Annotated in this window: 19 protein-coding genes; 6 read left to right on the top strand and 13 right to left on the bottom strand. The window is 69.8% G+C overall.

The window, feature by feature from the left end:
* Positions 1-93 precede the first annotated feature (93 nt).
* The 6 genes from DFJ64_RS12375 to DFJ64_RS12350 form a co-directional block, all read right to left on the bottom strand.
* Positions 94-1698 (bottom strand): alkaline phosphatase D family protein, encoded by a 1605-nt coding sequence (locus tag DFJ64_RS12375; protein WP_115850594.1) that lies wholly within the window; start codon positions 1696-1698, stop codon positions 94-96.
* Positions 1699-1789: 91 nt separating this feature from the next.
* The gene (locus DFJ64_RS12370) at positions 1790-2629 is read right to left on the bottom strand and encodes an SGNH/GDSL hydrolase family protein (RefSeq protein WP_115852038.1); all 840 of its coding nucleotides are present in this window, start codon (positions 2627-2629) and stop codon (positions 1790-1792) included.
* A 299-nt stretch (positions 2630-2928) separates the two neighbouring features.
* A complete protein-coding gene (locus DFJ64_RS12365) occupies positions 2929-3768 on the bottom strand; it encodes a sugar phosphate isomerase/epimerase family protein (protein WP_211310821.1) in 840 nt (279 codons plus the stop codon).
* A 108-nt stretch (positions 3769-3876) separates the two neighbouring features.
* Positions 3877-4659: a sugar isomerase domain-containing protein gene (locus DFJ64_RS12360; RefSeq protein WP_245941093.1), complete on the bottom strand. Its 783-nt coding sequence runs from the start codon at positions 4657-4659 to the stop codon at positions 3877-3879.
* Positions 4660-4826: 167 nt separating this feature from the next.
* Entirely contained in the window at positions 4827-5810 is a 984-nt protein-coding gene (locus DFJ64_RS12355) for an N-acetylglucosamine kinase (RefSeq protein WP_115850593.1), read from the bottom strand.
* The gene (locus DFJ64_RS12350) at positions 5807-6748 is read right to left on the bottom strand and encodes a Ppx/GppA family phosphatase (protein WP_115850592.1); all 942 of its coding nucleotides are present in this window, start codon (positions 6746-6748) and stop codon (positions 5807-5809) included. The genes DFJ64_RS12355 and DFJ64_RS12350 overlap by 4 nt, the downstream gene beginning before the upstream one ends.
* Positions 6749-7025: 277 nt before the next feature.
* Here DFJ64_RS12350 and DFJ64_RS12345 point away from each other — a divergent pair, with 277 nt between their 5' ends.
* The 3 genes from DFJ64_RS12345 to radA all read left to right on the top strand — a co-directional run bounded on the left by DFJ64_RS12345 (position 7026) and on the right by radA (position 10070).
* A complete protein-coding gene (locus DFJ64_RS12345; RefSeq protein WP_245941092.1) occupies positions 7026-7838 on the top strand; it encodes a DUF3109 family protein in 813 nt (270 codons plus the stop codon).
* A gap of 41 nt (positions 7839-7879) precedes the next feature.
* Positions 7880-8578, top strand: a complete 699-nt coding sequence (locus tag DFJ64_RS12340; RefSeq protein ID WP_115850591.1) for a class I SAM-dependent methyltransferase — start codon at positions 7880-7882, stop codon at positions 8576-8578.
* Between the two features lie 76 nt (positions 8579-8654).
* Positions 8655-10070 (top strand): DNA repair protein RadA, encoded by a 1416-nt coding sequence (gene radA / locus DFJ64_RS12335; RefSeq protein WP_115850590.1) that lies wholly within the window; start codon positions 8655-8657, stop codon positions 10068-10070.
* Between the two features lie 88 nt (positions 10071-10158).
* On the opposite strand, the gene DFJ64_RS12330 is transcribed toward radA, so the two are convergent.
* A complete protein-coding gene (locus tag DFJ64_RS12330; RefSeq protein ID WP_115850589.1) occupies positions 10159-12819 on the bottom strand; it encodes a family 78 glycoside hydrolase catalytic domain in 2661 nt (886 codons plus the stop codon).
* Between the two features lie 250 nt (positions 12820-13069).
* On the opposite strand from DFJ64_RS12330, the gene disA reads away from it, so the two are divergent.
* Complete coding sequence (gene disA / locus DFJ64_RS12325; RefSeq protein WP_115850588.1) at positions 13070-14158, top strand: DNA integrity scanning diadenylate cyclase DisA; 1089 nt, start codon at positions 13070-13072, stop codon at positions 14156-14158.
* A 119-nt stretch (positions 14159-14277) separates the two neighbouring features.
* On the opposite strand, the gene DFJ64_RS12320 is transcribed toward disA, so the two are convergent.
* Positions 14278-15432: a Gfo/Idh/MocA family protein gene (locus DFJ64_RS12320; RefSeq protein WP_115850587.1), complete on the bottom strand. Its 1155-nt coding sequence runs from the start codon at positions 15430-15432 to the stop codon at positions 14278-14280.
* A 235-nt stretch (positions 15433-15667) separates the two neighbouring features.
* Positions 15668-16444 (bottom strand): hypothetical protein, encoded by a 777-nt coding sequence (locus DFJ64_RS19250; RefSeq protein WP_147304688.1) that lies wholly within the window; start codon positions 16442-16444, stop codon positions 15668-15670.
* A 158-nt stretch (positions 16445-16602) separates the two neighbouring features.
* On the opposite strand from DFJ64_RS19250, the gene DFJ64_RS12305 reads away from it, so the two are divergent.
* Complete coding sequence (locus DFJ64_RS12305; protein ID WP_115850584.1) at positions 16603-17625, top strand: HhH-GPD family protein; 1023 nt, start codon at positions 16603-16605, stop codon at positions 17623-17625.
* Here DFJ64_RS12305 and DFJ64_RS12300 read toward each other — a convergent pair.
* Entirely contained in the window at positions 17595-17828 is a 234-nt protein-coding gene (locus DFJ64_RS12300) for a hypothetical protein (RefSeq protein ID WP_115850583.1), read from the bottom strand. The genes DFJ64_RS12305 and DFJ64_RS12300 overlap by 31 nt on opposite strands.
* Positions 17829-18003: 175 nt before the next feature.
* Between DFJ64_RS12300 and DFJ64_RS12295 the strand changes: the two genes are divergently transcribed.
* Positions 18004-18531, top strand: a complete 528-nt coding sequence (locus DFJ64_RS12295; RefSeq protein ID WP_147304687.1) for a hypothetical protein — start codon at positions 18004-18006, stop codon at positions 18529-18531.
* A gap of 250 nt (positions 18532-18781) precedes the next feature.
* Here DFJ64_RS12295 and DFJ64_RS12290 read toward each other — a convergent pair whose 3' ends face one another.
* From DFJ64_RS12290 to lysS, 3 genes are all read right to left on the bottom strand, one after another.
* A complete protein-coding gene (locus DFJ64_RS12290; protein WP_115850581.1) occupies positions 18782-21286 on the bottom strand; it encodes an ATP-dependent Clp protease ATP-binding subunit in 2505 nt (834 codons plus the stop codon).
* Between the two features lie 883 nt (positions 21287-22169).
* On the bottom strand, positions 22170-22511 hold the full coding sequence (locus DFJ64_RS12285) for a histone-like nucleoid-structuring protein Lsr2 (protein WP_115850580.1): 342 nt from the start codon (positions 22509-22511) through the stop codon (positions 22170-22172).
* Positions 22512-22697: 186 nt separating this feature from the next.
* A complete protein-coding gene (lysS, locus tag DFJ64_RS12280; RefSeq protein WP_115850579.1) occupies positions 22698-24209 on the bottom strand; it encodes a lysine--tRNA ligase in 1512 nt (503 codons plus the stop codon).
* Positions 24210-24384: the final 175 nt, after the last annotated feature.

The raw sequence follows: 24384 nt of genomic DNA, 5'->3' as shown, positions 1-24384 counted from the left end.
GGCCTGGCCCCGACACGCCACCGGCTGGCCATCCGCAGGATGGCCAGCCGGTCCCATGACCGAGGGTCGGCGAGGCGCCGGTGCTGGGGTGGTCTAGACCCGCGACTGCGTGTCGAGCTGCAAGCCGGGCTTGCCCGCCTCGGTCACGAAGCTGGCCCGAACGGCGATGGGCGCTCCAGGACGTGACACGTAAGGCATCACGAGGTGGTCAGCCCGACACTGCTCGCGGGTCAGGGTGAGGCGAAGGTAGCCGCGCTGGTGGTTCATGAACCGCACGTGCGGGTTGGCCGCCAGGACGACCTCACTGTGTGGGTCGAGGTCCTCGCCGTCTTGGTCGGAGCTGATCGACGTGCCGCCGAACTCGACACCGACCGTGGCGGAGTCGGGGTCGTCGAAGTTCAGCTTCAGCTCGGCGGCGATGTGGCGATGCCGGTCGCCGGTCACCACGACGGGGTTGAGGTCCGGTCGGTCGGCGAACAGGTCGAGGAGGCGCTGACGGGCCGCGGGGTAGCCGTCCCAGGCGTCCATGAACAGGGGAAGAGGATCACCGACGTCCAAGTCGAACTGGCTCATCGGTACCTGGTTCGCGAGCAGGTTCCACCGGGTTCGAGCGCCGGTGAGGCCCTCGGCCAGCCAGCGCTCCTGCTCCGCTCCGAACATCGTCCGCGTCGGGTCGAGTCGTTCCGCGCAGTCCTCCTGCTGGCCGTCCCCACAGGCCTGGTCGTCGCGATAGGAGCGCTCGTCGAGAACGTGGACGGTCACCAGGTCGCCGTAGGTGAGGCGGCGGTACAGCCGGATGTCGGCTCCGTTCGGCTTCTGGGGCAGACGGAGCGGCAGGTGCTCGTAGTAGGCCTGGGCAGCCGCCGCCCGGCGCTGCCGGAACGTCGCGGGATCCACGTCGAGGTCGCGCGAGAAGTCTCCAGCCCAGTTGTCGTCGACCTCGTGGTCGTCCCAGGTGACCACGAACGGGAGCGCGGCGTGCGCCGCCTGCAGGTCCGGGTCGGTCCGGAAGAGCGCGTACCGCAACCGGTACTCGGTCAACGTCCACGGTTCCGTACGGATCTCCGTGGGCAAGGTGACCTTGCGGTGCAGGCCGTCGGCCGGGATCGTGTTCTCGTAGATGTAGTCGCCCAGGTGCAGGACGACGGCGAGGTCGTCGTCGCTCATGTGGCGGTAGGCGGTGTAGAAGCCGCCCCACCACACCTGGCACGACGCGACGCCGACGCGCAGCGTCGTGAGCGGCGTACCCGGAGCGGGCGCGGTCTTCGTTCGGCCCACCGGGCTCACGAACCGTCCAGCGCGGAAGCGATAGAAGTACGTCCAGTTCGGACGCAGGCCACGCACCTCGACGTGGACCGCGTGGGCGAGCTCCGGCACGGCGAGGACCTCGCCACGCTGGACGACTCGCCGGAACCGCTCGTCGAGCGCGACCTCCCACCGGACGGGAACCGCCAGGTTCGGCATGCCGCCGTGGCCGTCGAGGGCGAGCGGCTCTGGCGCGAGACGGGTCCACAAGACGACTCCGTCGGGATGCGGATCACCCGACGCGACGCCCAGCGTGAACGGGTCCTCGCGTAGGCGCGGCTCCGCCCACACCGGAGCGTGGGAGAAACCGGCCGCGAACAGGCCCAGGCCGGCCAGACCGGAGAGGACGTCTCGCCGACCGAGGATTCGCCGGAGCGCGGTCGTCGACACCATGTCCGTCCTCCTGTCCTTAGCGAGGGCACGTTCGTGCGGCACCGGCCGCTCGTGGGGGATGCCTGACGTGCCCTGTCATTCCGTGGATCCGTCATTCCTTGCGGTTCGGTGACGACGTCTGGGAAGCACGGACGCCAGCCGCCGCTGCGACGAGGTCGGCGTAGCCCGCTTGGCCGAGACGGTTCGGGTGGTAGGACTCGCCGATCGGGTTGGACAGTCCGTTGATCCACTCGACGTCGTCGCAGACCGAGTGCCCGGTGAACGCGGGACGGGCGTCGACGAAGTCGAACCCATGCGCGCGCGCCCGACCGCCGATCGTCGCGGCCAGCAGGTCGGCGCTCGCGTTGAGCTCGGCCTGCTCGCCTGGGCTGATCCGAGCGGCGAGGTTGCACTCCTCGCCGTTGAAGAGTCGCGGGTAGCCGACCACGATGACGTGGGCCGTCGGCGCGGCCGCACGGATCGCCGTGAACAGCGAGTCCAGTCGGCCGGGGAGGACATCGCGGATGAAGCCGTTCGCCGACTCGATCTCGTCCCAACAGGTCGTCGGCCACGGCTGAGCGCACCGGAAGAGAACCGAGGCCCAGCCCGCGTCATTGCCGCCGACCGAGACGGTCACCAGATTCGTCGCCGCGTCGAGGCCGGCGAGCTGTTTGTCACGCACGTCGGCGACCGTGGCGCCCGAGCAGGCGGCGAAGGACAGCGCCGCGCCTAGCCGCGTGGCCACCAGCACTGGATAGGCGTAGGGCGACCGCTTGCAGTCGGTGCCGTCCGAGTAGTAGGAGCGGGTGCCCACGCCGGACGAGTACGAGTCGCCCAGAGCCACGTAGCGAAGCGCGTCGGCGTGCGCCGGCGCGGCGGCCACGGGGAACCAGAGGCTGACCAGGCCGAGGACGAACGCTAATCGAACGAGGCGACGTCGGACCCCGCCCATCTCGGCCCCCTTCACGCCGGCCGGGCAGACCCCCGCACCAGGACCTTCCGCCAGGGAGCGGACGACAAATCCGGTAACGGGTCAAATCGTCCCGTTCAGGGTGAAGGACAACGAGCGCCCGATCAAGGGCGGGATGACGGTGAGAACCGGACAGCGGCCGCGACCGTCCGGTGGCAGGGCTCGACTCAACCAGGACCGGGTCCGTCTTCCCGTCGCGCCGAGGCGCAGAGCGCCGCGGGACCACGAGGGGCTGCGAGAGGCAGCGCTACGAGAGGTGGGTGGGAGGTCTTGCGCGCGGCCTACTGACCGACCGCCTCGATGGTGCCGTCGGAGGCGACGGTGTACGCCGGCACCACGGGTGCGGCGAAGTGGAGCCGCGCGAAGGCGAGGGCTTCGGCGAGGTCGGCTTCTCGCTCCGAGCGGCTGGCCGCGCGTCGGGTGTTGACCTCGAGCACGATGGCGCCGGTGAAGCCACGGCGGGCCAGCAACTCCAGCACATCGGCGCATCGCTGGTTACCACGACCAGGCACCAGGTGCTCGTCCTTGATCGATCCGTTGCCGTCCGCCAGGTGCACGTGGGCGAGCCGGTCGCCAAGGTCGTACGCCATCTCGTAGGCGTCGACACCGGCCGTCGCCGTGTGGGAGAGGTCGAGCGTCACCGCCGCGTAGTCGAAATCACGGGGGTCCCACCCCGGCAGGTACGCCTGCAGGCCCTGACCGGCCGCCTTCCATGGGTACATGTTCTCGACCGCGAAGGTGATCCCGGTCTCCTCCGCGCGCTTGGCGACTCCCGCCACGAACTGACGGGCGTAGTCGCGCTGCCAACGGAACGGCGGGTGCACGACGACGACCTTCGCGCCCAGCGCCTTCGCGGCCTCGGCGCCGCGATCCAGCTTGCCCCACGGGTCGGTGCCCCAGACCCGCTGGGTGATGAGCAACGTCGGGGCGTGGATCGACACGATCGGCATCTGGTGGTACTCGCTGAGCCGGCGCAGGGCCTCCACGTCCTGGCTCAGGGGATCGGTGCCCACCATGACCTCGACCCCGTCGTAGCCGAGGCGGGCGGCCAGCTCGAACGCTGTCGCCGTCGACTCGGGGTACACCGACGCCGTCGACAGGGCGATTGGGGCATTGGGCACCCGAACGACACCCTTGCCTCGGACGTGCGTGTTGGCGGCACCGTGCACGGCGTCCAGGGTACGGCGCGAGCCGGTGCCGTCGGCCTCGACACCTCCCACATTCGTACCTTACGGCTCACTCAGCGTGACTCGGGCGCCGTAGCGCTCCCGCATCCGGTCGTTGTGGGCGTCGCCCTCGGGCACGTTCGCCGACACGTAGACCGGTGGCTGGTGCCCAGCCGCGAGCAGCCGCCCACACACCTCGACGGTCAGCATCTGGGCGATGAGCGCGCCGGTCAGTGAGGAGGTCGGGCAGATCGAGACGCCACCGGACAGCTCGAGCTCGGCGTCACCCCGGACAGCGCCGTTGTCGATCACGATGTCGGCGAGCTCGAACAGCCGGAGCCCCGAGGGGTGGCGGGAGGTGATCGCCCGGCTGTGCTGCAGCGACGTGACGGCGACGACGGGGTGGCCGCGTTCCTTGACCAGCCGCGCCATCTCGACCACGGAGCCGTTGCCTCCAGAGTTGGAGACGATCACGAACACATCCCGTGGGTGGATCTCGTGCAGGGCGAGCACCCGCGCCGCCAGGCTCGGGTCCCGCTCGGCGAGCGGGTCGAGAAGGGAAGCAGGATCCTCGCCGCCCAGGAACACCAGGTCCTTGATGGCCAGCATGTTGGCGCAGACCAGGCCCCCGGCTCGGCCGGCGATCTCCATCGCGAGCGCTCTGCTGTGGCCGGTCCCGAAGACCTGGATGATCCCCCCTTCGGGGATGGCAGCGGCGATGAGATCCGCGGCGGCCGCGATGGCGTCCCGCTGCGTCTCCACCACCCGCTCGAACGCCCCGCGCAGGACGCGTACCGCGTCGTCGAGGGTGGGCTGGTCGATGGGCGCGGCCTCGTTCTGGGTCACACCGCCCTCCTTCCTCGTCTCCTCGCCGCGTGAGCGACAGCGGTCTGGGTCTCGTTCCGGTCAGGGAGCCATCGCAGCGGCGACGTCCGCCTGACAGCGACGGCGCCAGCCTGCCAGTGACCCCCCTGACAGTGACTCCTGACAGTGACTCCTGCCAGCGACCACAGTCAGCCGGACAACGCCGGGTGCACGACGACGTTGGCCAGATGGGGGACGTCCACCCCGCTCGCCAGCCGGACGGCGCCGCTGAGCGAGTCGCCCTGCGGCTCGCGAAGGTCGGCGGATGGGCAGAGCTGGCTGAGACCGGAGGCGAACGCCTCGAAGATGATCGGGGCTCGGAGCAGCCCGCCGGCCCACGACACCGGGACAGTCCGGTCTCCGGCTCCCGGGAAGCCCCGCCGCACCGCGGCGGTGACGCTCACGGCGAGCTCCTCCCCCGCCGCCTGGCACAGCACCCTCGCCACGGCGTCGTCCTTCGCCGCCTCGGTCACCTCGGCGGCGAACGAGGCGACGTCGGCCACCAGCGTCGGTCGGCGATACCACCGCTTCACCGCGTCCCGGAGCGGCCGTCCAACACGTTCCTCCGCACGAGCGGTGAGTGCGGTGGGCGCACCGCGTCCCTCGTAACCGGCGAGGGCGGCGCGCAGCCCCGCGAGGCCCAGGGAGAATCCACCGCCGGCGTCGCCGAAGAGGTAACCAAGCCCATCGACGTTGAGCAGTTCACCCTGCGGCGTCACCGCGAGGCACGCCACCCCTGTCCCCGCCGCCACCACGACGCCCACATCTCCGCCCAGGACGCCGAGGTGGGTGGTCACGTCATCCCCGGTCAACAGCACCCGACGGGCGCCGAGCCGCTCGGCGACGAGTGGCGCGAGACGCTGTCGGCTGTCTCGGTCGGAGGCCCCGCCGGCCAGACCGAGGGCGATGACCTCCACCGGTCCGGGCCGACCCAGCTCCTCCCACGCGGCGACCACCCGGTCGCACTGCTGCTCGACCGGGTCCATGCCGGCGGTCCACTGGAAGCCAGGGACCAGCACCTGGGCGCCCACGCGAGCCTGATCTCCGTGGCCCTCCACGGTCGCCATGACGAGCTTGGTTTGGCCGCCATCGACGGCCAGGCGAACGCCGGGTGAATGGTCGTCGTCGTTCACTCGAATGCCTCCGAGCGCATCGTGTCCAAGTGCCGGAGTATGACACCTTCACGGAGAGCCCACGGACACAGCTCGAGCTCGTGGACGTCGAGGACCTCCATCGCGGCCTGGGCGACGACCGCGCCGGCGAGCAGCTGAGGGGCCCGCGTCGGCGAGACGCCCGGCAGCACGGCCCGCTCCGCGGCCGTCATCGCCGCGAGTGAGGGCAGCCATGCCCGAAGGCTGTCGAGGGTCATGGTGCGCCGCGCGTACGGTCCCGCCGCCGACGGCGCGGCGCCGCAGATCCGCGCCAGCTGCCGAAAGGTCTTGGACGTGCCCACCACACGGTCTGGCTCGCGGTGGCGTCGGATCACGTCGGCTTCGCGTTCGATCACGGACCTGACGTGCCGGGACAGCGCCGCGACGTCCTCCGCCGGGGGCGGGTCGGAGGTGAGCCACTCTCGGGTCAGCCGGCCGGCGCCGAGCGGCAGCGACAGGGCCGCGTCTGGATCCTCGTTGTCGCCGATAGCCAGCTCGAGTGACCCGCCGCCGATGTCGAGGACGAGGAGCCGCCGTGACGACCAGCCGAACCACCGTCTGACCGCGAGGAAGGTCAACCGCGCCTCCTGCTCGCCGGACAAGACGGTGAGGTGGACGCCGGCCGTGGCCGCGATGGAGCGCAGGACGTCCTCGGCATTCGTGGCGTCTCGGATCGCCGAGGTCGCGAACGACACCACCGTCTCGCACCCTTCGCGCTCGGCGATCTCCAGGGCCTGACGGACGCTGGTCGCCAGCATCCGCGTGCCGGCGTAGGTGAGAGCGCCCACCTCGTCCAGGTGCTCGGCGAGCCGGAGCTCGGTCTTGTGGGAGAAGGCCGGGAGAGGGGGAGCGCCGGGTTGCGCGTCGACGATGAGCAGGTGCACCGTGTTGGAGCCCACGTCGAGCACGCCGAGCCGCATGGTTCGACGCTACCCGCTGGACGCCCGCCGGTCCCCGACGAAGCGTGGCCGGACGCAGCTGATGCCGACATGACGTCTCGCGGCCTTGCGCCTCGTGCAGCATCTCTCCTCGGGTGTGAGGCGCGGAGCGATGTCTCCACAGGCCGCCCGACGCCGGACACAGTGCGACCCGCGGGACGCTCCACGGCGTCGGCTCAACTGCTCGGCTCGCTTGATCCGCCCGACGGTCCGGCGGGTCAAGCACCATCGGCCGCGCCCGCCACATAGGGTTGCGAGAGTGCCTGAGGTACCGCTCGACTTCCCGCGCGCCTGGGTGGAGTTCATCGATCCCGCCGACGCCAACCAGGTGTTCCGTGTCGATCTGACCTGGTTGACGTCGCGCTGGAACTGTCTGTTCAACAACGGCTGTCCGGGGATCATAACGGAACGCGCTGACGCCGGGTGCTGCCAGCTCGGCGCGCATTTCGCGGGCAAAGAGGACGAACGCCGCGTCCGGCGCTGGGTCAAGCAGCTCACCGCTGAGGACTGGCAGAACCGGGCCGAAGGGCGCAAGAACGGCTGGATCGACGTGGACGAGGAGGGTGAGCGGAAGACCCGCGTCGTCAACGGCGCGTGCATCTTCCACAACGAGCCCGGGTGGCCGGGCGGCACTGGCTGCGCCCTCCACATCCACGCCCTCCGCGTGGGCGTCCACCCCGTCGAGACCAAGCCCGACGTCTGTTGGCAGGTGCCGATCCGTCGGCTCTACCGCGAGGTCGAGCGCACCGACGGAACGTCGTACCTGGAGGTGACGATCACCGAGTACGACCGTCGGGCGTGGGGGCCTGGTGGCCACGACTTCGAGTGGTACTGCACAGGCAACACCGAGGCGCACACCGCCCGCGAGCCCCTGTATCTGTCCGCCCGGCGCGAGCTGGTGGAGCTGATGGGCGAGGCCGCCTACGCCGAGCTGGTCAAGCACTGCGAGGCGCACCTGGCTGCGCGTCAGCGGTTGACCCGCCACCCCGCCGACCCGGCCCGGCGGGCCTCGACCAAGACCACCACGGGTCGGCGCCGCACCTCGACCGGCCGGGCTCGCCTGATCAGATAGCCGGCCCGGCTGGGACGCGCGGCGCCGCTACCCTCAGCGTCGTGCCGCTCATCGCGCAAGGGGCCCGGCCGAGCCCCAACATCTGGAACCACCCAGATCGCTACGAGCTGGAGAATCGGGCCGCCGACCCCGACCGGGTCATCGAGGCGGCGATGCATCGGCGACGCCCGTGGGCTGGTGCGCGCGTCCTCGACATCGGCTGCGGCACGGGGTTCCACCTCCCCCGGTTCGCGGCCCTGGCCGCTCACGTCGTCGGCGTCGAACCGCACGGCCGGCTCGTGGAGTACGCCCGCCGACGGTGCGCGCGACTCCCCACGGTGGAGGTTCGCCAAGGCGTGGCCCAAGCGCTGCCGCTGCCGGACGCGTCGGTCGACGTCGTCCACGCCCGCTGGGCGTACTTCTTCGGCCCCGGCTGCGAGCCCGGACTGGCCGAGATCCGGCGGGTGGTGCGCCGCGGCGGGGCGGCGTTCATCATCGACAACGACGCCACGCGCAGCAGCTTCGGTCGCTGGTTCCGCCAGGCCTTCCCCTCGTATGACCCCGACCGCGTCGAGCGCTTCTGGGCTCGGCAGGGGTACGCGCGGGACTCTCTCGACATCCGGTGGCGCTTCGAGCGGCGGGAGGACTTCGAAGCGGTGGTCCGGATCGAGTTCCCTCCCGCCGTGGCGGAGCGCATCCTCGTCGAGCACGACGGGCTCGAGGTGGACTACGCCGTCAACCTGTGGTGGCGGCTTTTTTGACCCGTGACGCCGACCGTCGGCTCGGCTTCGGCGAGGCTGATCGCGATGTCGGCGGGAGGCCCTAAGGTTGTCGGCCATGGCCAAGGCAACCACCTCTCGGTCGCGCAAGCCCGCCTACCGCTGTGTCGAGTGTGGATGGCAGACCGTGCGGTGGGTCGGTCGGTGCGGCGAGTGCCAAGCCTGGGGCACCGTCGAGGAGGTCGGTCTCGCCCGCCCGGCGGCTGTCACCTCCCCGGGGCCCGTGAGCCAACCCGCCGTACCGATCGACGAGATCGACGTGGAGGCGGCGCGGGCCGAACCCACGGGGATCGGTGAGCTCGACCGAGTGTTGGGCGGTGGCCTCGTCCAGGGGGCCGTCGTCCTGGTCGCCGGTGAACCGGGCGTGGGCAAGTCCACCCTGCTCCTCGAGGTCGCCGCGGAACGGGCCCGCGCCGGCGGTCGCAGCCTCTACGTCTCCGGCGAGGAGTCGGCGGCGCAAGTCCGGCTCCGCGCCGAGCGCGTCAACGCGATGACGTCGCGGCTCTACCTCGCGGCCGAGACCGACTTGTCCGCTGTCCTCGGCCACATCGACGCGGTGCGGCCTGACCTCCTCGTGCTCGACTCCGTGCAGACCGTGGCGTCCAGTGAGGTCGAGGGGGTGGCGGGCGGTGTGACACAGGTTCGAGAGGTCGCCGCGGCACTCATCCGGGTGGCCAAGGAACGTGGTATCGCCACGATCATGGTGGGCCACGTCACCAAGGACGGCTCGATCGCCGGCCCACGGGTGCTGGAGCACCTCGTCGACGTCGTCCTCCACTTCGAAGGAGATCGCAGCTCCCGCCTCCGGATGGTCCGCGCGGTCAAGAACCGCTTCGGTCCCACCGACGAGGTCGGCTGCTTCGACTTCGCCGACGGCGGCCTGGTCAGCCTCCCCGACCCGAGCGGGCTGTTCCTCACCCGACGCCCCGAGCCGGTGTCGGGCAGCTGCGTCACCGTCACCCTCGAGGGTCAGCGCCCGCTGCTGGCCGAGGTGCAAGCCCTCGTCGCCCCGTCCGCCCTGGCCACTCCACGCCGCGCGACATCCGGGCTCGACTCCAGCCGGCTGGCCATGATCCTCGCCGTGCTCCAACGCCGCGCCCGGCTGCTGCGGCTGGGGAAGGACGACGTCTACGCGGCGACGGTGGGCGGCGTCCGGCTGCGCGAACCGGCCTCAGACCTCGCCGTCGCCCTGGCCATCGCCAGCTCCGCCACCGACCAGCCGTTGCCGTCCCGTCTCGTGGCCCTCGGCGAGGTCGGGCTCGCGGGCGACCTGCGACCAGTGACCGGTATCCAACGGCGGCTCACCGAGGCCGCCCGGCTCGGCTTCACCGAGGCGCTGGTGCCGCCGCACAGCGGCACGCCACCCTCCGGCGTGCACGTCCGGGAGGTCGCCAGCATCGGGGAGGCGCTCCACGCCGCGGTCCGGCTCGGGAACGTCGTGAGCCTTCCACACCGCGAGGCGGAGGCACGCTGACCTCGCCCGGGCCGCGCCGTCGGCGACGCTGCCGTCGCCACGAGCGCTGCCAGCGCGTCGTCGCCGACGTCCCGAGGCCGCCCACCGGTCACGAGCGGAAGGTGTGCGTCCCCGGCCCGCAGTGCTGGACGACGTAGTCCCCGGTGGGTTGCGGCACGTGCACCTCCGCGGTCACGCCCGGGGGCAGCTCCACCCGGACCTCGAAGCCGTCGTCGACCCGACGCCAGGAGGAGGCGACCCGTCCGCGGACGGTGTCGAGCGCGACCCTCGCCCGCCCGAGGGCACGCGGCGGCACCGGTCGTACCCGCACCCGCGCGAAGCCCGGTGCGGCCGGTGCGACACCGGCGAGGTCCTCGATGAACCACTGGTCGATGTGCCCGAAGAAGTGATGGTCCCGTGACCGGGAGTCGGCCTGCCAGTGCTCGTACAGCGCGGTCGCGCCCTGCTCCAGCCAGAACCCGTAGCCCGGGTAGGTGCGCTGGGTCGCCACCGTGTAGGCGAGATCCACCAGGCCGTGCCGGGTGAGCAGTGGGAACAAGAACTTCGTCCCGATCACCCCGGTGTCAAGGTGATCCTGTCGCGCGTGGATGTCGGCCACAAGGTTGTCAAGGACAGCCTGCCGAACCTCCTCCGGGGCGAGCCCGAACGCCAGCGCCACCACGTTGGCGGACTGCCGGTACCCCGTCGGGCGTTCACCGTGATACGTCGCGGTCGCTGGGTCGAAGAACGCGCGGTTGAAGCCGTCCCGCAGTCGAGACATCAGCTCGTCGTAGCCGGCGAGGTCGGCTCGCTTGTCGAGGACGGTCGCGAACTCGCGGAGCAGCTGGACGAACCGGTAGGTGTACGCCGTCTCGTACACGCCCGGGCCCTCCGGCGGGACGCCGCCGACACCGGGTGGGAGGTAGTCGCCGAGCCCGACCAGGACGACGTCGTCCTCCAAGAACCCGTCGACGAGGTAGTCCAGGTAGCGCCGCGCCCCGTCGTAGTGACGGGCGAGCACCCGCTCGTCGCCGTAGAAGCGGTACATCACCCACGGGATCTCGACGTACGCCACGTCCCAGGCGGGGATCGGTCCCACGATCGCCGCGTTGGGGTCGCCGGGATAGCCCCAGCCGCTGGTCGGGACGATCGGCGGGAACGCGCCGTTCGGGAGCTGCGCATCCACCCAGTCCCGCAACCACTTGGTGTACAGGCGCGGCATGTGGAAGTTGTACGCCGCGACCGCAGCGGTCAGGTGTGCGTCACCGGTCCACCCGTTCTTCTCGAACACCGGCGTGTCCGTCGGGATGCCATGGAGGTTGTTCAGCACCGCCCACCTGGTCCCGGCGTGCAGCCGATTGACCACCTCGTCGTCGCAGTCGAACTCGCCGGTCGAGGCGACCGCGGTGTGGACGACGACCCCACGCAGGTCTTCCAGCGTCGGTCGACTCGGGTGACCGTCGACCTGGACGTACTGGAAACCCTTGTAGGAGAAGCGCGGCTGGTAGACCTCGACGTCGCCCCCGCGCAGGACGTAGTGGTCGGTCTGGATGTCGCGGTAGATCAGCCGCTGCTCGATGTCGACCGTCCCGTCGGGGCGCAGCCGCTCCCCGTAGCGAATGCGGACCCGCGTGCCGGCCGGGCCGGACAGCCGTAGCCGCGCCCATCCGGCGAGCTGCTGCCCGAGATCGAAGACGAACACTCCGGGAGCCGGCTCGGTCAGACTCACCGGTGCGATCTCCGCCACCGGCTCGATCTGCTCCACCTGCTGCGAGCGCAGCACGCCACCGGGCGGCCGGACTGCCACCGCGCGCACCCAGGCGCTGTCGTCGAAGTCAGCTCGGGTCCACCCCGGCTGCTCGTGGCGAGCGTCGTACTCCTCACCCGCGTAGAGCGAATCGGCACGCGTCGGTCCGTCGACGCACCGCCAGGTCTCGTCGCTCACGACGCGCTCGATCCGCCCGTCGGCGTACCAGATCACCAGCTGAGCGAGCAGCGCGGGATGGTCCCACCACGGAGCCTTCTCCCAGTACCAGACGTTGGGCGTCGGCTCGCCGTACCGGCCGCGGCCCAACGCCGCCGCGAGCGCGTGTGTCGTGCCCTCGCCCCGCAGGAGGTCTGTCACGTCGTATGTCGAGTACAGGACCGTCGCGTGGTACGCGGTGGGCGCCGGGTCCAGCACCGCGCGGCCGACCCGCTGCCCGTCGAGGAAGTACTCGCCGTACCCGAGTCCGCTCACGTACAGCCGGGCCCGCGTCACCTGCCCGGCTGGCAGCGTGAACGTTGTCCGCAGCAGCGGCGACGGGGGCACCGGCGCGTGGGCGTCGCCGTCCCGGCCGGCGGGGTGCCCGATCCATCGCGCGCCGCCCCAATCGTCCTCGCCGAGCAGGCCCGTCTCGAACGAGGCGGGTTCGGACCAGTCGGAGAGCCGTCCGGCGCCGTCCCAGACGCGCACCGCCCAGACGTACCGAGTGGCCGACCGCAGCGGCGCACCCGCGTACTCCACCTGGTTGGTCTGGTCGGAGTCGACGCGTCCGGAGTCCCACACATCGCCCTGACCGGCCCGCAGTCTCTCCACGTCCCTGGCCACGATGACCTGGTACGCCGACTGGCGTGCCGCGGCGGCGTCGAGCTCGCCCGACCCTTGCCCGTCGGAGGCTGGGAGGCGGACGCTCAGCAGCCACGAGAACCGCGGTGCGGGCTCGTCGACGCCGAGAGGTTCGTCGGCGTACTCGGTGCGCAGCCGGTAGGGAACGAGGGCAGCGGTCATCGCTGACGTCCTCCTGGTCCGTGGATCGCGATGTCGCGCTCCAGGATCGCCGCGCGCCCATCACAGCGCCCACGCTCGGCATCGCTGTGTCCACTACCGGTCACCTCGCGGACGTCATGATCCATTTCTGATTGCTCGGCGTCGAAACAAGACGAGGGCCGACGTGTGCCTGCGCCCGCATGGTGGGAGGAATCGCGACACGCCAGGCCCGTAAACTGACGCGAGCAGGCCTGAGGAAACCAGGAGTGTCGTGGCTGCTAGTGACAAGAGCTCGGACGCCAAGCTTCGGGCGACGCTCGCCCTGGTAGCGCCCGGGACGCCGCTCCGTGACGGGCTGGAGCGGGTGCTTCGCGGACGCACGGGCGCGCTCATCGTGCTTGGTTACGACCGTACGGTGGAGTCACTGTGCACCGGCGGCTTCCAGCTCGACGTGGAGTTCACAGCCACCGGTCTGCGGGAACTGGCGAAGATGGACGGCGCCATCATCGTCGACCGCGACTGCACCCGGATCCTCCGTGCCGCCGTCCACTTGATGCCGGACCCGTCCATCCCCACGGAGGAGACGGGCACCCGCCACCGCACCGCCGAGCGGATCGCCAAGCAGACCGGCTTCCCGGTGATCTCCGTGTCGCAATCGATGCGGATCATCGGCCTCTACGTCGACAACATCCGGTATGTCCTGGAGGACACCAGCCAGATCCTGTCGCGGGCGAACCAGGCGCTCGCCACCCTCGAGCGCTACAAGCTGCGGCTGGACGAGGTCTCGGGCACCTTGTCGGCGTTGGAGATCGAGGATCTGGTGACGGTGCGTGACGTCGCGCAGGTCGCTCAGCGCCTCGAGATGGTGCGCCGGATCGCCAACGAGATCCAGGGCTACGTGGTCGAGCTGGGGGTCGACGGTCGTCTCCTCGCGCTCCAGCTCGACGAGCTGGTCGCGGGCGTCGAACCGGAGCGAGAGCTGATCGTCCGCGACTACCTCCCGGCACCAACGCCGGGCCGCCGGGCCAAGGACGTCCGGGAGGCGCTCGAGGAGCTCGACTCCCTCTCCGCTACGGACCTGCTCGACCTCGGCGCTGTCGCCAGGGCGCTCGGCCACAGCGGCGACGCGTTGGACGCGGCTGTCAGCCCTCGTGGCTACCGGCTCCTGGCGAAGGTGCCTCGCCTGCCCAACGCCGTGATCGACCGACTCGTCGAGCACTTCGGAAGCCTGCAGAAGCTCCTCGCCGCGAGCGTCGACGACCTGCAAGCGGTCGGGGGTGTCGGCGAACAGCGCGCCCGATCGGTCCGCGAGGGTCTGTCGCGGCTCGCCGAGTCGAGCATCCTCGAACGGTACGTCTGAGCTGCGGTGCTCGCCTGGGCCGCCTGGTCTTGGCCGGCCGTCGCGACCCAAGGGGGCCGCCACCGTACTCCTTGACGACCCCTTGACTGTTGGCCCCTCGACGGCTGACCCCTCGGGCCTTACCCCTCGAAGTACGCCACGACCGCCGGGTCGGCCTCCGGGACGCGGACGGGGGTGCCACCCGCCCGGAGTGACTCCGCGCCCGCGCAGCCGGTCGCGACGGCGTACCGCGCGGCGATCGGCGAGGTCTCAGTCGCGCCACCGGAGCGCACGTAGCGCAGGAACTCGGCGACGATCCGCGGGTCGGCACCCCCGTGACCGCCCGTCTCCGGCTCGATCGGCACCACCACGTCGCCTTCCGCGTCGTAGTTGTGTCGGCGGTTCCATATCCGGATGACGGTGCCCGGCTCACCGTTCCCGAAGTTCTCGATTCGCCCCTCGGTGCCGATGATCGTGTAGTTGCGCCAGTAGTCCGGGGTGAAGTGGCACTGCTGGTACGACGCCAGAATCCCGTTCTCCAGTCGCATCAGGATCATCGAGACGTCCTCGACGTCCATGCGCGGGTTGAGCCCGGTGAGCGACTTCGGTGGCCAACGGTCGAGTGAGCGACGCTGCCACCACGGCGCCTCCTCCCCCGCCTGGTCGACGTCGTAGACCAGACGGTCACCCATGCCGGTGACGTCGCGCGAGTAGGAGCCGCACAGCCAGTGCAGGACGTCGATGTCATGGGCACCCTTCTGCAGCAGCAGGCTGGTGGCGTAGCGACGCTCGGCGTGCCAGTCGGCGAAGTAGAAGTCACCGCCGTGCCCGACGAAGTGTCGACACCACGCCACCTTGGGCTCGCCGATGGCGCCGGAGTCGATCAGCCGCTTCATCTCCCGGACGAACGGCATGTGACGCATGTTGTGCCCCAGATACAGGCGTCCGCCCGTCTTCTGGGCGACCCGGAGCACCCGGTCGCAGCCCTCGGTGGTGATCGCCATCGGCTTCTCCAGGTAGACGGCGATGCCCGCCTCCAGGAGGGTGACCGCGTGCTCCTCGTGCATGTGGTCCGGGCTCAGCACGAAGACCGCATCCAGACCAAGACGGAGGAAGGCCTCCAGGTCGTCGCCGACGTGGACGTCTGCACCGAAGTCGGCGCGGAACCTCTCGTGCGCAGCGGGGTCCGGGTCGTACAGCGCCACCACCCGCGACCCCTCCCCGGGGTGGTGCGCGTGCTTGGCGAGGCTGCCTCGCAGGCCGTATCCGATCACACCGATCGCCAGGTCGCTCATGGCGTGCGCTCCGTTCCGCTACCGGCTCGTGCCGCCACCGAGCCAGCTGCGCGTAGGTGTTCGAAAACGAGTTCTCGCGGTCCGATTCACGCAGTCCGCGGGGAAACGCTAGCGCCCGTCCCTCGGTCGTGTCAGCACCGCGTGTCGTCCCGGCGCGGGTGACTCTGCTCCGCGAGCTCGCGATCGAGCACGTCAAAGACGTCGCCGCGCGGGCGGAGGCGACCGGGAACCGCCGTCAGGTCAGCCGGAAGCGGACATGACCGTGGTCGACGCCGGCCACGGTCGCCCACGCGTGGTAGTAGCCGGGCAGCGCCGTCGCCGTGTCCGACGGGCAGCCGTGCGCGGACCGCCGACCGGGCCAGGTCACGACCAGACTGCTCGTCGTCCCAGGCTCGAGGACGACCGGCCCGCGGGGCAGAGCCGCGGGACACTGCTCGCTATCCCAGATGAGGTCGGACCCCGACGTGATCCGAAGTCGCAAGGTCTCGGGTCCGATCGTCAGCCGACAGGGCCTGGGCGCGGTCTGGTCGAGGCGAAGCGTGATCGCCAGCGGCTGGCCCGCCGCGAGCGAGTCCTTCTCGAGGTCCATGGCCACCCGGATCTGGTCGCTCCAGCAGTCCTCCGGCTGGCCAGGTGACCGTCTCGTCGATCGTTCCGCTCCCTCTGGGCTCGTCCCGACCGGCGCGGGTTCCTTCGCGTTGGATCCACGGGCCGCGCCCGAGGTTCGCTCCGTGGCCTGGTCGCTGGATCCTGATCCACCACCGCCGCCGCTCGACCGGTGCCGGCGGGACACCACACCGCCGGTCGGTTCGTTCGTCGGTGTGATGAGCGCGGCCGGCGTCCGCGAGGACGACGGGCGAGGGGAGGCCTGTGAGGACGTCTCCGGCTCATCCGGCCGCAGCAAGCTCACCGCCAGGTAGATCACGAGTCCGACGGCGGCGAGCAGCACCAACCGGCGCACCCAGTAGACGGATGCCGGCAATGGCCCGACCGGCCGCAGCAGGCCCCTCATGATCGGGAGGGTAGTAAGCCCACCGCGGGACGCTGCGGTCCCACGCCGGAGGACCGGACATCATCACCGACGAAGACCGGCCGACCCCCCGCGTCCTGACGCCCTGGGCCGGTCCCCCGTCGGCGTGCGCGAAGGGACGATGCGAGGATCAGACCGCCATGCCGACCTCATCGCCGCCGACCCCATCGCTACCGGCCCCGTCGCTACCGGGTTCATCGCTGCACGGCCCCGTCCTCACCTGGTACGCCGGCCACGCGCGCGATCTGCCCTGGCGCCGTCCCGGAACGACGCCGTGGGGTGTGCTGGTCAGCGAGGTCATGCTCCAGCAGACCCCGGTTCGTCGCGTGCTCCCCGCCTACGAGGCCTGGCTGGCCCGCTGGCCGGCTCCCGCGGCGCTGGCCGCCGACCCGCCAGGGGAGGCCGTCCGGCAGTGGGGTCGGCTGGGCTACCCCCGACGTGCGCTCCGTCTGCACGCCGCCGCGGTCGCCATGGTCGAGCGCCACGACGGCCAGGTTCCCTCCGCCTACGAGGACCTCCTGGCCCTGCCGGGCGTGGGCTCCTACACGGCCGCCGCGGTGGCGTCGTTCGCCTTCGGACAGCGGCACGCGGTGCTGGACACGAACGTCCGCAGAGTCCTCGCGCGGCTGCTTGACGGCCGCGAGTATCCGCCGCCCACGCTCACGGCCGCCGAGCGGCGCGCCGCGGAGGCGTTGCTGCCCGACGACCCTGCCCTCGCCCCCCGCTGGTCGGTCGCGGTCATGGAGATCGGTGCGTTGGTGTGCACAGCGTCCAATCCGCGCTGTGACGTCTGCCCAATCGCCAGGCACTGCGCCTGGCGGCTCGCCGGCCGACCCGCCTACGACGGTCCGCCACGCCGTCGACAGCTCTACGAGGGGACCGACCGACAGTGCCGCGGACGGCTGTTGCGCGTGCTTCGAGAGGCGCGGGACCCGGTCCCGCGGGCCCAGTTGGAGGCGGTCTGGCCCGACGCCGTACAGCGGGAACGCGCCCTCGACAGCCTCGTCGCCGACGGGCTCGTCGAGCCGCTCGACCACGACCGCTACCGCCTGCCGCAGGGCCGGATGGTGGCCGAGCGACGTCCGGAGCGAGCGGGGGCGAGGCGCCTCGCCGCGACCAGTCCCGACGAGGGCTACCCTCCGAATCGCCGCAGCAGCTCCTGAGCGTCGCGCAGCGGATTGCCGGTGTTCGGCAGGCGCAGGTCGGTCCCTCGGACGCCGGCGATGTCGATGACGCCGAAGTCCAGCCAGTCCAGCTTGGCGTCCGCGATCGCTTGCTTGGCGGTCACGATGCAGTCATAGGGCCCTTCCGGGGCGATGAGCTCCTTGGCGCCACGAACGATCTCCGGCCCATTGATCTCTGGCATAGCGCCTCCGATCCCGGTGTCACGTCCGCCGACATGACACCGCCGCCGAGGTGCCCTTCTCGGGGGGACACCAGCCCAGAACTCAGATCACACTAACAAGGACGACTGGTCGAAGATAGGACGATCTACCTAGGCTGTGGACAACTCGCGCTCACGAGATGGAAGGCGGATCAAGTTGGACCAGCCCATCCGTACGACGTTCGGTCCGGGCCCTCGACGGCGTTCGGCGATCTGGCGAGGACTTCTCCTCACCCTCGGCCTCTTCGTCGTCGGCGTCGTGCTGTGGAACGTGGGCAATGTCGGCGCGGGCGCCATCCTGATCATCCTGAGCCTGCTCCTCGGCGGCGTCATGGCGTACGGCCTGATGACCTGGCTCCGTCCGGTCACGCTACGCATCGGCGAGAACGGGCTGGACGTGTCCGTGTCCGGACACCGGTTCGCCATCCCCTGGACCGACGTCAAGAGCTGGGGGATCGGAGAGTGGGGCATGGGCCGTTTCACGGACTCCGCCAGCCCCAGCCTGATCGTGTGGCCTCACGACCACGTCCCCGACGCCGGTCAAGGCGCCGATCAGTCGCTGTGGATCCCCTCCGGCAGATGTTGGCGGCTGTGTCGGCTGCACTACCTCGACGGGACCATCGAGGATGTCGAGGCCGCCATGAACCACTTCGCCGCTGGCAAGCGGCGGGCGGTCGGAGCTTGACCGCTCTCGCCGAGTGAGCGCGGGCCAGGCGTACGCCGAGTGAGCGCGGGTCAGGCGTACGCCGAGTGAGCGCGGGTCAGGCGTACGCCGAGCGTCGCGGGCGTTCCGCGAAGCGCCCGCGACGCTGGCACGGGCAGTGGCATCGGCAGGCATCAGCAGAACATCGGCAAGACATCGGCAAAGCCGAGGGCCACCATGGGAGCCCCATGGTGGCCCTCGATCAGGTCCGCCTGGCCGACGTCCTGCGGCCTTACTCCTGCGGCGTGGTCTCGATGACCGGGAGCTCGGGCACCGAGGTCTTGGGGGTGCCGGTGAAGGTGAACCGGGCGTCCTTCCCCTCGCCCTCGACGTCGACGACCACGATCTGACCCGAGGTGAGCTCGCCGTAGAGCAGCTTCTCGGCCAGGGTGTCCTCGATCTCCCGCTGGATCGTCCGACGCAGCGGCCGCGCACCCATGACCGGGTCCCAGCCCCGCTTGGCCAGCAGCTGCTTGGCGGCCTGCGTGAGCTCGATGCCCATGTCCCTGTTACGCAGCCGCTCCTCGACCTCTGAGATCTGCAGGTCGACGATCTGCAGGATCTGCTCCTCGGTGAACGGCGGGAAGACGATGATCTCGTCGACCCGGTTGAGGAACTCCGGCCGGAAGTGCTGCTTGAGCTCCTCCTGAACCTTCGACTTCATCCGCTCATACGAGCTGGTGGTGTCCTTGGTCTGGCTGAAGCCGAGGTTCACGCCCTTGGCGATGTCCCGGGTTCCGAGGTTCGTGGTCATGATGATGACCGTGTTCTTGAAGTCGACGACCCGACCTTGGGCGTCGGTGAGGCGACCCTCCTCGAGGATCTGCAACAGCGAGTTGAAGATCTCGGGGTGGGCCTTCTCGATCTCGTCGAACAGCACGACGGAGAACGGGCGGCGGCGCACCTTCTCGGTCAGCTGACCGCCCTCGTCGTAGCCGACGTACCCCGGAGGCGAGCCGAACAGCCGCGACACGGTGTGCTTCTCGGAGTACTCGCTCATGTCGAGCTGGATCAGCGCCGACTCGTCGCCGAAGAGGAACTCCGCCAGGATCTTGGACAGGTACGTCTTACCGACACCGGACGGGCCGGCGAAGATGAACGACCCGCTGGGACGCTTGGGGTCCTTCAGGCCGGCGCGGGTACGCCGGATCGACTTCGCCAGCGCGTGGACGGCGTCCTCCTGGCCGATGTAGCGCTTGTGGAGCTCCTCCTCCATCCGGAGCAGACGCTGCGACTCCTCCTCGGTGAGGCGGAACACCGGGATACCCGTGGCGGTCGAGAGGACCTCCGCGATGAGCTCCTCGTCGACCTCGGCGACGACGTCCATGTCGCCGGCCTTCCACTGCTTCTCCCGCTCGGTCTTCTGCGCGATGAGCTTCTTCTCCTCGTCGCGCAGCGCGGCCGCACGCTCGAAGTCCTGCGCGTCGATCGCGGCTTCCTTCTCACGGCGGACCTTCGCGATCTTCTCCTCGAACTCGCGCAGGTCCGGCGGCGCGGTCATCCGGCGGATCCGCAGCCGCGAGCCGGCCTCGTCGATCAGGTCGATGGCCTTGTCAGGCAGGTACCGGTCGGAGATGTACCGGTCGGACAGCTGCGCCGCCGCCACGATCGCCTGGTCGGTGATCGTGACCCGGTGGTGCGCCTCGTAGCGGTCGCGCTGGCCCTTGAGCATCTCGATGGTGAGCGCGATCGACGGTTCCTGGACGTGGATCGGCTGGAACCGGCGCTCGAGCGCGGCGTCCTTCTCGAGGTACTTGCGGTACTCGTCGAGGGTCGTCGCGCCGATCGTCTGCAGCTCACCCCGAGCCAGCATCGGCTTGAGGATGCTCGCCGCGTCGATCGCACCCTCCGCGGCCCCGGCACCGACGAGAGTGTGCAGCTCGTCGATGAACAGGATGATGTCGCCACGGGTGCGGATCTCCTTCAGCACCTTCCGCAGGCGCTCCTCGAAGTCACCGCGGTAGCGCGAGCCCGCGACCAGGGCACCAAGGTCAAGGGTGTAAAGCTGCTTATCCTTGAGCGTTTCGGGCACCTCACCGCGGACGATCGCCTGGGCCAGGCCCTCCACGATGGCGGTCTTACCGACACCCGGCTCGCCGATCAGGACGGGGTTGTTCTTGGTCCGGCGGGACAGCACCTGCATGACCCGCTCGATCTCCTTCTCCCGTCCGATCACCGGGTCCAGCTTGCCCTCACGAGCGCCCTGAGTGAGGTTGCGCCCGAACTGGTCGAGGACCAGCGAACCCTGCGGAGTGCCCTCGCCTGTGCTCCCCGAGGCAGTGCCAGCGGTCTCCTTGCCCTGGTAACCCGAGAGCAGCTGGATGACCTGCTGGCGGACCCGGCCGAGATCAGCACCGAGCTTGACCAGCACCTGGGCCGCGACGCCCTCACCCTCGCGGATCAGGCCCAGCAGGATGTGCTCAGTACCGATGTAGTTGTGGCCGAGCTGGAGCGCCTCGCGCAGGGACAGCTCGAGCACCTTCTTGGCCCGTGGCGTGAACGGGATGTGCCCGCTCGGCGACTGCTGCCCCTGACCGATGATCTCCTCGACCTGCGCACGGACGGCCTCCAGGGAGATACCGAGGCTTTCGAGCGCCTTGGCAGCCACGCCCTCGCCCTCGTGGATGAGACCCAGGAGGATGTGCTCGGTGCCGATGTAGTTGTGGCTGAGCATCCGGGCCTCTTCCTGGGCCAGGACGACAACCCGCCTCGCGCGGTCGGTGAACCTCTCGAACATTGCTTCGCTCCCCGGGCTGGAGACGGCTCAGGGTCGGGCGAGCCCCGGCCCCTGCGTTTCATGCTAGTCGCCGCTCACGACCCACCCCGATCCCACTAGGTCTCAGGCTGAGATCAATGAGATGCGGTCAGTAAACAGTACGTGACGATGCAACTGCTGGGACTTCTACTCTGTTCCCGAAGCGGGCCGAGATCGAGGCGTTACGCCGCCAGCGAACGCCCGGAGCGCCTGGAGTACCCCTGATAATTCGGGACGAAAGTATCAAAACGGACACCATCTGGCTGTGGGTCCAACGCGAGACCCTCGAGCCTGACCCCGAGGACCGGTCACCGTGAGTGCATCGGACACGCAGCGTGGCCGCGAGCCCTGACCGCTCACGGACCGGCCGAGAGCGGCGCGGACGACCGTCCACGGCACGCTTCTCCGGCCTATCGTTCGCTCCGCACCGCCCACCCCACCGCCCCCGGCGAGCTGGCGAGTGTGGGCGAGCACCACCCGCTGTCTGCTGAGACCGGACGTCACCGCATCCGGGGTCTCGCTCACGCAGGGGTCGCGAACGTCGGAATCGCGCCGACCGCCCGGAACGTCCCCGCCGCGCTGACGTGGCGCGCGCCATGGCTGCTATCCCGGTCACGGCCCCTCGCCTCCCCACGAGGTCGGGCCCAGAACCGGGACGGGAGGCCGTGCTCACCTCGCCCGCTCCCAGTGGATCGTCGTCAACGGTGGCTTCCGCTCGGCGACACCTCGCACGAGACATTTCGTGAAGGTCGGTCGGAGCCGGGCACATTGCGACGAATTACAGATTTGGGCTCCCGGCGCCGAAGGGCACCGGGAGCCACACATCAGGAAGCGAGAGAGACCGCCACGGTTCGCGAGCGTCCGATCACCGACGTGCCTTCTTGTACGCCTCGATGATCTCGGACGGAATGCGACCACGGTCGCTCACGTCGTAACCCTGCTCCCGCGCCCAGGCGCGAATCTCAGCCGTCTCAGGCTTGCGGGACGCCGCACCACGCGCGGTCTTGGCGGCACGCCCACGAACCGCACGACCACCGACCCGCCGAGCCGCCTCGACGTAAGGCGCCAACGCGTTCCGCAGCTTGGTGGAATTCTTGCTCGACAGGTCGATTTCGTAAGACACACCATCCAGGGCGAACCTGATGGTCTCGTCAGCCTCAGAGCCATCGATGTCGTCGATGAGAACCACGGAGGTCTTCGTCGCCACTGCAAGTCCCCTTCTCACATATGAGGCGATGCCCACAACAATAGTGGCAATTCAAGCTTCTCGGCAAACATAGAATATCTGCTTGTACCCAAGCGATGCGGCACCAACCTCGGCTGGTCCGTCACTTTCGACGTGATGCCCACCACGTCACGTCCAACACCTAGACTGACGCGCTCGGCGCACGGCTCATCCCTCCGGCTTCACGAGCGGGAAGAGGATCGTCTCACGAATGGAGCGCACTCCGGTCAGGAGCATCACCAGTCGGTCGATTCCCAAACCCAAACCACCGGTCGGCGGCATGCCGTATTCCAACGCCCGGAGAAAGTCCTCGTCGAGCTGCATCGCCTCGGGATCGCCCCCGGCTGCCCGAACCGACTGCTGCACGAGCCTGGCCCGCTGGTCGACCGGGTCGGTGAGCTCGGAATAGGCCGGCGCCAGCTCCACACCGGCCACGATGAGATCGAAGGCCTCGGCGAGCCGAGGGTCCTTGCGGTGCCGCCGGGCCAAGGGGCGCACATCCACCGGATAGTCGCAGACAAATGTTGGCTCCACGATGGTGTGCTCGACGAGCTTCTCGAACAGCTCGAGGACGATCTCGCCAGCCGACCAGTCCGGCTTCAACGCCACCTCGAACCGCTCGGCGTACTCACGCAACCGCTCGGCGGGGGTATCGGGCGTGATCTCCTCGCCGAGCCGCGCCGAAACCGCTTCATGGACGGGCAGCCATCGCCACTCGCCCGCCAGGTCGACCTCACCACCGCGACCGTCGGGAACGACCGTCGATCCCAACGCCTGCGCCGCGTCGAGCACGAGCGCCCGAACCAGCTCGGCCATCGAGTGGTAGTCGCCGAAGGCTTGATAGGCCTCCAGCATGGTGAACTCCGGCGAGTGGGTGGAATCCACGCCCTCGTTCCGGAAATTCCGACCGATCTCGAAGACCCGGTGCACACCGCCGACGAGAAGCCGCTTGAGATAGAGCTCGACCGCGATGCGCAGGTAGTAGTCACGACCGAACGCGTGGAGGTGAGTGGTGAACGGCCGGGCCGCTGCCCCACCGTGGACGGCCTGGAGGATCGGGGTCTCCACCTCGACGAAGCCACGTGCGGTCAGCGTTTGGCGTAGGGAGTTGGTCACCGTCGACCGCGCGAGCAGGAGCCGTCTGGCCTCCGGTCGGTGAATGAGGTCGAGGTAGCGCTGGCGAACCCGTGACTCCTCCGAGAGCTCCTTGTGCTCCACCGGGAGTGGACGCAGCGCCTTGGAGACCATGAACCAGCGGGTGGCGGCGACGGACAACTCGCCCCGCCGGCTGGTGACGACCTCGCCCTCGACCCCGATGAGGTCTCCGATGTCAACGAACGACTTCCAGTCGGCGAGCGCCTCCTCACCCACCCGGTCGAGGGAGATCATCGCCTGGATCTCCGATCCGTCACCGTCGCGGAGGCGCGCAAAGCACAGCTTGCCGGTAATTCTGTTGAAGATGACACGCCCAACGATCGTCACCATCCGCCCGGTGGAGTAGTCGGGCGGAAGCTCACCGTAGGCGGCGCGAACCTCGGCGATGGAATGGGTCCGTGGGACCGAGACCGGATAGGGATCGATCCCCCGCTCGAGGAGGCGAGCGCGCTTCTCGTGCCTAATCCGCACCTGCTCGGGGAGATCATCGGTCACGGCGCGATCAGGCGGGGATGTCTCGGTCATGGCTCACCACATTATGGGATAGCTCGAACGGAACCCATATTGGGGGTCGAGCTCGAGAGCGAGAGCCCGTGCTGGAGTCGGACCGCCGGAGCAGCTCAGTCCGTGGTCGGCCAACCGGACCGCACCGCGCGTGCCCTGCGGATGAGAACGCTCCCGTTATGAGAGGGTCGTCACT

Origin of the sequence: Thermasporomyces composti (assembly GCF_003386795.1) — a bacterium.
GTDB classification, from domain to species: Bacteria; Actinomycetota; Actinomycetes; order Propionibacteriales; family Actinopolymorphaceae; genus Thermasporomyces; species Thermasporomyces composti.
Note: the sequence above shows the minus strand (reverse complement) of the source record. Positions and strands in the feature narration are given on the sequence as shown.